This window comes from Gelidibacter sp. (genome assembly GCF_035577925.1).
In the GTDB taxonomy this organism is placed as follows: domain Bacteria; phylum Bacteroidota; class Bacteroidia; order Flavobacteriales; family Flavobacteriaceae; genus Gelidibacter.
On the sequence record NZ_DATJCY010000323.1, the window covers coordinates 1 to 6,554 of the forward strand.

Below are 6,554 nucleotides of genomic sequence, written 5' to 3' on the forward strand. Positions count from 1 at the left end.
TGTTTGTTATCAATAAAGTCCACCAACATAGGGCGGAATAATTCGGGTAGTTTTTCTGGATTTTTTCCCAACATATTTGCAAGCTTTTCTACGACAAATATACAAATACCTGTAATGAAAAACAAGCTTAATAACGGTTAACACACTGGATTATAGATTATTAAGCCACCTTAAGGAGTAACTAATTAGTTTTTTTTCACTTCTAACTGTTTACGGACAGAATGGATTGAATAATGGAAATTTATTTCTACTTCAAAAGGACGAGAATACGATTTCAATAAACACCTTTGCAAATGACAAGATTAACGAAATAAGATCTTTCTCAATTTCCAAAAAATCAATTTATACTACTGATCAAAAAGAAAGGATTGCAATTCTCGATACTGCTAAAAATGATGTGACCATATTTGACGTTAATTCGTCAAAACAAATCAAACTTTCCATTCCATTTAAAATCAAACCAAAGACTGTTTTGCTAAATAATGACAACCTTTTTATTGGCGGAGAAATGGGCGAAGAAATACTTATTCAATATCATTTGCTCAATGAAAAATGGTATCAGCTTGAAATTCCAAAAGAAGTCGTGTTTTTCGGAAAAGCTATTGACGACCTAGTTATAAAAGAAGGTTTGCTTATTGCAATTGACAATATTGTAATGCCAAAATATATTTTATATTACCTCTTAAACTCTCAAGACAAAATCGAAATATCGCATTTCAAAGAACTAAAATCAAACGGAGCTTATGAAAGTATTCGTCAAGGAAGAATAACGCAAAAATATTTTGGGCTAATATCTGGAACTTATAGTGGCTATGTAGGTGCAACAGAGCATATAACCATATATGATAATATTGATTTAAAAAAAAGCTTTACAATCTCATCGAACCAAAAAAAGAAAGACCATCACACTTTTAATGACTTTTTGATTGTGAAGGACAAAATCATTATTGCAAGTAAAGAAAAGGGACTCGGAACTTTTAAAATAATAAAATCTTACTTCAAAGATTCAGATGAATACGGCACTGAAGAATTCAATGCAAAACTAAGTGCGTCAAAAATCAATTATACTCCCTTTAAAAACAGAACAATTATTAAATTGACCATTATACCAAACACAGAAAAGATAATTGTGACAATAAAGGATAAAAAGGGAATAATTAAGCACGAAATAATTGAAATATAATGGGCATTACCAAATTGAAAATCTATTAGATGCATTTGCTTTATATGCAAGTTTCCTGAAATTTAAAAAATGAGAATCACCAAACTTATATTTCTGTTTATAACTACTACAGGCTTTGGACAGTCGTAGTTGCTTTTTTTATAATATCATTTTAATTTATTTGAGCACTAATTTATTCATAAGTCAAATACGCTGAAACCAGCCAGTGGTTCAGTTTATCCCCCTCAACAGGTGTTGCCGGTATTTTAATTTTGATGGAGTGATTACCAGCTTTCAGATTTCCTAAATCGACTACCATCGGCTCCACAGATGATCCTGGACACCAATTGGAACGTGATAAATCGGATGACGCAATGCGTTCTTCAATCTCCTTGATTTCGTAGGATTTCGTTTCCGGTGAAATATAAGATGCCGAATCTTTTTTGATCCATACGCCCGATGTTGGATTGAAACGTCTAAAAGATGCGCAATCATCACGCCACGGAACGGTATCCAAGACCAGTTGATTATCAAAATACACACTGTTTTTTATTTTGATAAACTCATCGCCACCACTATGCCCGCCATGTCCTGTAGTGATATAGTGTAATTTTACGTTTTTGGCATCTTTTTTCAACTGAACAGTTTTCACCAAATCGTTGTGTGCAAAATTATCAGGAATTTGTTGGCCGCCCACATAAGGAATCGTATTTACTAAAGGCAAAACGGTTACTTTTTGCTGTTTCCTGTTGGAATAGGTCAATTCCAGATCAAATTCATAACCTTCTTCGGTCCAAGAATCGATCCAAACACCTACATAAAAAGTACCGGTAACCAAACTCACCAAATCGGTAATATCGTGTTCCCAAACCACTTGTTTTTCCCAACTTGGGATATACACCGGTTTTCGGTATTTCACTTTATTGTCGCTGTAATACCCAACACCAAAAGGTGTCATAAAACGCATCAGCTCCACAACAGGATTGTAGTTTTCAGCAGTAACAACACCAGGATATTTACTATCAACATAAGAATCTGTCGGGAATTTCCCGTTGGTTTCGGCAATGGAAAGTATGGACAGTTTTTCTGGGTTGGAGACCACAAAACAGGATCCTGATTTATCCCAACGATCGCCATTGGAACGCACGGTCAGCTTTATTTTGACATCCGTACCATAAGGAAAAATCGGAACAGTTACTTTTTTATAAACCACGCGCCCATCCATCAAACTGACGGCTTCAGGGTCTGCTCCTTTTTTGCCATTAAAGTTTATGGGTTGTTGTTTAAAAATCGAATAATTTATTGGTGTCTGTGCATGTGTTGAAAATGTTCCAACAAATAGGCATGCAATGAGGAAGATTTGGTATTTCATTTTGATGTTTTTTGGTGACCTGCAAGGTTTAGAGACCTACAAGGTTTTGAAAACCTTGCAGGTCTTATAATTTCAATTCTACAATTACGGGCAAATGGTCTGACGGATATTTGCAATCTTTTGAATCGCTTAACACGGCATATTTTAATACTTCAACTTGGTTTTTACTGGTGAAAATATAATCAATCCGATCTAAAACAGGCTTGTTAAATTCAAACGCATTAAATGTTCCCGATGGGCCAAAAGGTTTTGCCAAACTTGCCTTTTTGCTATCGTTTAAAACTTCGGACAGCAATTGGATCGGTTCGGTCTCAGGCGTTAGATTAAAATCGCCCATAACAATTACGGGCAGATTATTGGTATTGAATTCGGCGATCTTTTCAAGAATTAATATAGCACTTTTTACTCTTGCCACATCACCAATATGATCAAAATGGGTATTAAAAACCCAGAATCGTGCCTTGTTGGTTTTGTTTTCAAAAAGTCCGTAGGTACAAATCCGTTCCATCGCGGCATCCCATCCAACTGAAATTTGATCGGGTGTTTCGGATAACCAAAACGTCCCTCCTTTTAAAACTTTGAGCTTTTGTTTGTTATAGAATAATGCGCTGAATTCGCCTTTGGTTTTTCCATCATCACGTCCAACGCCAAGATACCCATAATCGACAAAAACGCTATCCAAATACTGTACTTGATGATACAAACCTTCTTGAATACCAAAAATATCAGGCGCATTATACGCAATCTGATCGCTCAAAAACGCCTTCCGTTTTGACCAAGTATTTTCGCCATCGCCGGGATTGTCATACCTAATATTATAGGTCATCATTTTATAGGAATCAGTTTGACTTATAGCAGATATACCCACAAATAATAAAAGCAAAACGGTTATTTTTTTCATGCTATTCATAATTTTAGGGTTTTTGTCATGATTTTTGAAACAAAAATACACGCCAAAAACTAATTCTCACATTCTTTTGACCAACGGATTTCATCCGTTGTTATAAATATGTCCCTCCTGTCGAAGTTTTTTGTTTCTAAAAGTTAAATGCGTTCACACCACTTGTAGCGGAGCTAATATCCTGCTTCAATACAACTACTCTTTTAAATTAAACTGGATCTTTTTTGCATTCGTTAGTGCTTCATGACTTATAAAAAACGAGTTGGTTGTTTTGCCATCAATAGTATAAGATTCTAATCTGCCTGTTCCGTTTTTCTCGATAACCAACGTATCGTTTTTATAATATTTTGGATCTAAATGAATGGTCACTTTATCAAATCGCGGTGTGGTGATCGTATAAAAAGGATCGGCTGGCGATACCGGATAAATGCCCATCATACTATAAATTAACCAAGCCGACATGGTTCCTGTATCATCATTACCAGGTAATCCGGCAGGTTTATTGGTAAAATATTCATTTATTAATTGGGTAACGCGCTCTTGTGTTTTCCATTCAAAACCCGATGCGTAATTATACAAATACGGATAAGCAATATCGGGTTCATTGGCCATATCAAATTGCTTGTTATCAAAAACCTCATCCAATTTGTCAACGTATTTTTTCTTTCCGCCCATGAGCTTCATTAAAGCTTTGGTATCGTGCGTGACCATAAACGTATATTGCCACGAATTGCCTTCAATAAACCCAAGATTGGTTTCAAAATTAGCTCCGGTATTTGGATTAAATGGCGTGTACCAAGAGCCGTCATCATTTTTTGGGCGCAACAAATTAAATTGCTTATCGAACAATTTTCTATAGGACACAGAGCGTTCGGAAAACAGTTTATAATCTTCTTTTTTGCCTAAAACTTTAGCCAATTGCGCAATGGCAAAATCGGTGATATTATATTCTTGTGTGGTTGAAACCGATCCGCTATTGGTTGTTTTTGTGGTTAAATAACCTTTTCCGATATAATCTTTTATGCCCGGTCGCAACGGATTATCATCCAATTGCGTAGCACTTTTTCGCATGGCTTCATAGGCTTTTTCAATGTCAAAATCCCGAATACCCCTCAGATACGTGTCTGTTAAAATAATTCCGGCAGGATCGCCAACCATCGTCGTGGTTTCTGTAGCGTTGAGTTCCCATTTTGGCAACCAACCACTTTCGTCATAAATATGGAGCATGCTTTTCACCATATCCGATTGCTGTTTTGGATAAACCAAGGTCATTAATTGGTGCAAATTCCGATAGGTATCCCATAGCGCAAAAACTGTAAATCGTGTGTTCTTGCCCGCATTGACGGTTTCGCGTTTCCCCATCGTTGGATAATCGCCATTAAAATCATTCAATATATTTGGATGAATCAAAGTGTGGTACAACGCCGTATAAAAAATAGTTTTGTCATCTTTTGTGCCGCCTTCCACTTCTATTTTAGACAATAAATCGTTCCAATGTGCTGATGTGTTTTTATAAATAGCATCAAAATTCAAGTTTTGAGTTTCTTTTTCTAAATTTTCCCTGGCATTTTCAATACTGACGTAACTCACGCCAATTTTCACCTCAACTTGTGTTGGTTTGTCAAAATTATAGGTGAAATAACTTCCAATACTATCGCCAATAACTTCTTTTCGATAGTTTTTATACAAACGCGTTTTTCCGTTATAACCCATCCATTGTGCTTCTAACCCATCATATTCACGTGTTTTTTTCCAAACGCCAAAATCATCGGCAGGCTTACTGAATTTCGCTACAAAATAAACAGGATAGGATTCTTCAGGTTTATAATAACAAAACGAACCTACATTGCGCATACCTTCAATTTCGGTTGGCGATACTATTTTTATGACCGCACCTTCTTCATTGGTCAATCCCACACCAAGATTGATGAGGATATTGGATTTTCCTACTGGAAATGAGTATCTGCTCACACCAGTTCTGCTTGTGGCCGTCATTTCGGCTTTCACATTATATTTTGACAGTTGCGTGCTGTAATATCCTGGTTTTGCCAACTCGTCGGTATAAGTTGTGCCATATTTTAAATGATCGGTTTCAAGATCGCCAGTGGTTGGCATGGTAAGGATAACGCCCAATTCAGGACAACCAACACCACTTAAGTTGACATGGCTAAAACCCGTTAAAAACGTATTTTCATGCACATACGGATTGGACAACCACTGGCTGTCCTTCTCTAACGTATTTTGTGATCCCGACACATTAAATGGCGACACGCTGACCATTCCTCTTGGCGATACAGCTCCAGGATATGTAGCACCATAATTGGACGTGCCAATAAACGGATTTACATAATCAACCGGTTGTTGGGCAACAACTTTAATCGTGCCACAAAAAACCAAGAGTATTGTTAATAATCTGATGTTTTTCATTTTTTAAGTTTGTTATTTTCTGTGCTTAATGAATACGGCACATTCTCATCGGAAGCACCCCAGTTTTTGTTTGGCTTAGATCCCATATTAAATTCTAAAATCCCGCCATTTTGAAGATCATCAAAATTTAAAAACGTGTTGTTGTATGGTTTTCCGTTCAATGTTGCACTTTGGATATAAACATTTTTTTCCGAATTATTTTTTGAAGAAATTTCAAAGACCTTTCCATTTTCCAATTGTAAAGTTGCCTTTTTAAACAATGGACTTCCAATCACATATTCATCAACACCGCCTGGCGTTACCGGATAAAACCCTAAAGCACTGAACACATACCACGCCGAGGTTTGTCCGTTATCTTCATCGCCGCAATAACCATCTGGCGTAGCCGCATAAAGTTTCTTCATTACATTTCTAACTTTCTCTTGTGCTTTATACGGTTGATTGGCATAATTATACAAATAAATCATGTGTTGAATTGGCTGATTGCCATGTGCATAATTCCCCATATTGACAATTTGCATTTCACGGATTTCATGAATTGTAAAACCATAATACGAATGGTCAAATTTTGGTGGCATTTCAAAAACCTCATCCAATTTGGCTACAAATTGTGTTTTTCCACCCATCAAATCGATCAACCCTTGAATGTCATGAAAAACCGACCAGGTATAATGTAAACTGTTGCCTTCGGT

General features: G+C 36.4%; 5 protein-coding genes. 1 reads left to right on the forward strand and 4 read right to left on the reverse strand.

Annotated features, from left to right (window positions below; translation table 11 throughout):
- Positions 1–472: 472 nt before the first annotated feature.
- The gene (locus VNJ50_RS12650) at positions 473–1,183 is read left to right on the forward strand and encodes a hypothetical protein (RefSeq protein WP_325582472.1); all 711 of its coding nucleotides are present in this window, start codon (positions 473–475) and stop codon (positions 1,181–1,183) included.
- A gap of 172 nt (positions 1,184–1,355) precedes the next feature.
- Here VNJ50_RS12650 and VNJ50_RS12655 read toward each other — a convergent pair whose 3' ends face one another.
- From VNJ50_RS12655 to VNJ50_RS12670, 4 genes are all read right to left on the reverse strand, one after another.
- Entirely contained in the window at positions 1,356–2,534 is a 1,179-nt protein-coding gene (locus VNJ50_RS12655) for a PNGase F N-terminal domain-containing protein (protein ID WP_325582473.1), read from the reverse strand.
- A 64-nt stretch (positions 2,535–2,598) separates the two neighbouring features.
- Entirely contained in the window at positions 2,599–3,435 is an 837-nt protein-coding gene (locus VNJ50_RS12660; protein WP_325582475.1) for an endonuclease/exonuclease/phosphatase family protein, read from the reverse strand.
- A 195-nt stretch (positions 3,436–3,630) separates the two neighbouring features.
- Positions 3,631–5,862, reverse strand: a complete 2,232-nt coding sequence (locus tag VNJ50_RS12665) for a GH92 family glycosyl hydrolase (RefSeq protein ID WP_325582477.1) — start codon at positions 5,860–5,862, stop codon at positions 3,631–3,633.
- The coding region (locus VNJ50_RS12670; protein ID WP_325582479.1) for a GH92 family glycosyl hydrolase at positions 5,859–6,554 on the reverse strand (696 nt) is incomplete at its 5' end. The genes VNJ50_RS12665 and VNJ50_RS12670, both read right to left, overlap by 4 nt.

Coding starts and splice junctions, on each gene's coding strand:
- VNJ50_RS12655 (WP_325582473.1), bottom strand. CDS start 2,534: ATGAAATACCAAATCTTCCTCATTGCATGCCTATTTGTTGGAACATTT.
- VNJ50_RS12660 (WP_325582475.1), bottom strand. CDS start 3,435: ATGAAAAAAATAACCGTTTTGCTTTTATTATTTGTGGGTATATCTGCT.
- VNJ50_RS12665 (WP_325582477.1), bottom strand. CDS start 5,862: ATGAAAAACATCAGATTATTAACAATACTCTTGGTTTTTTGTGGCACG.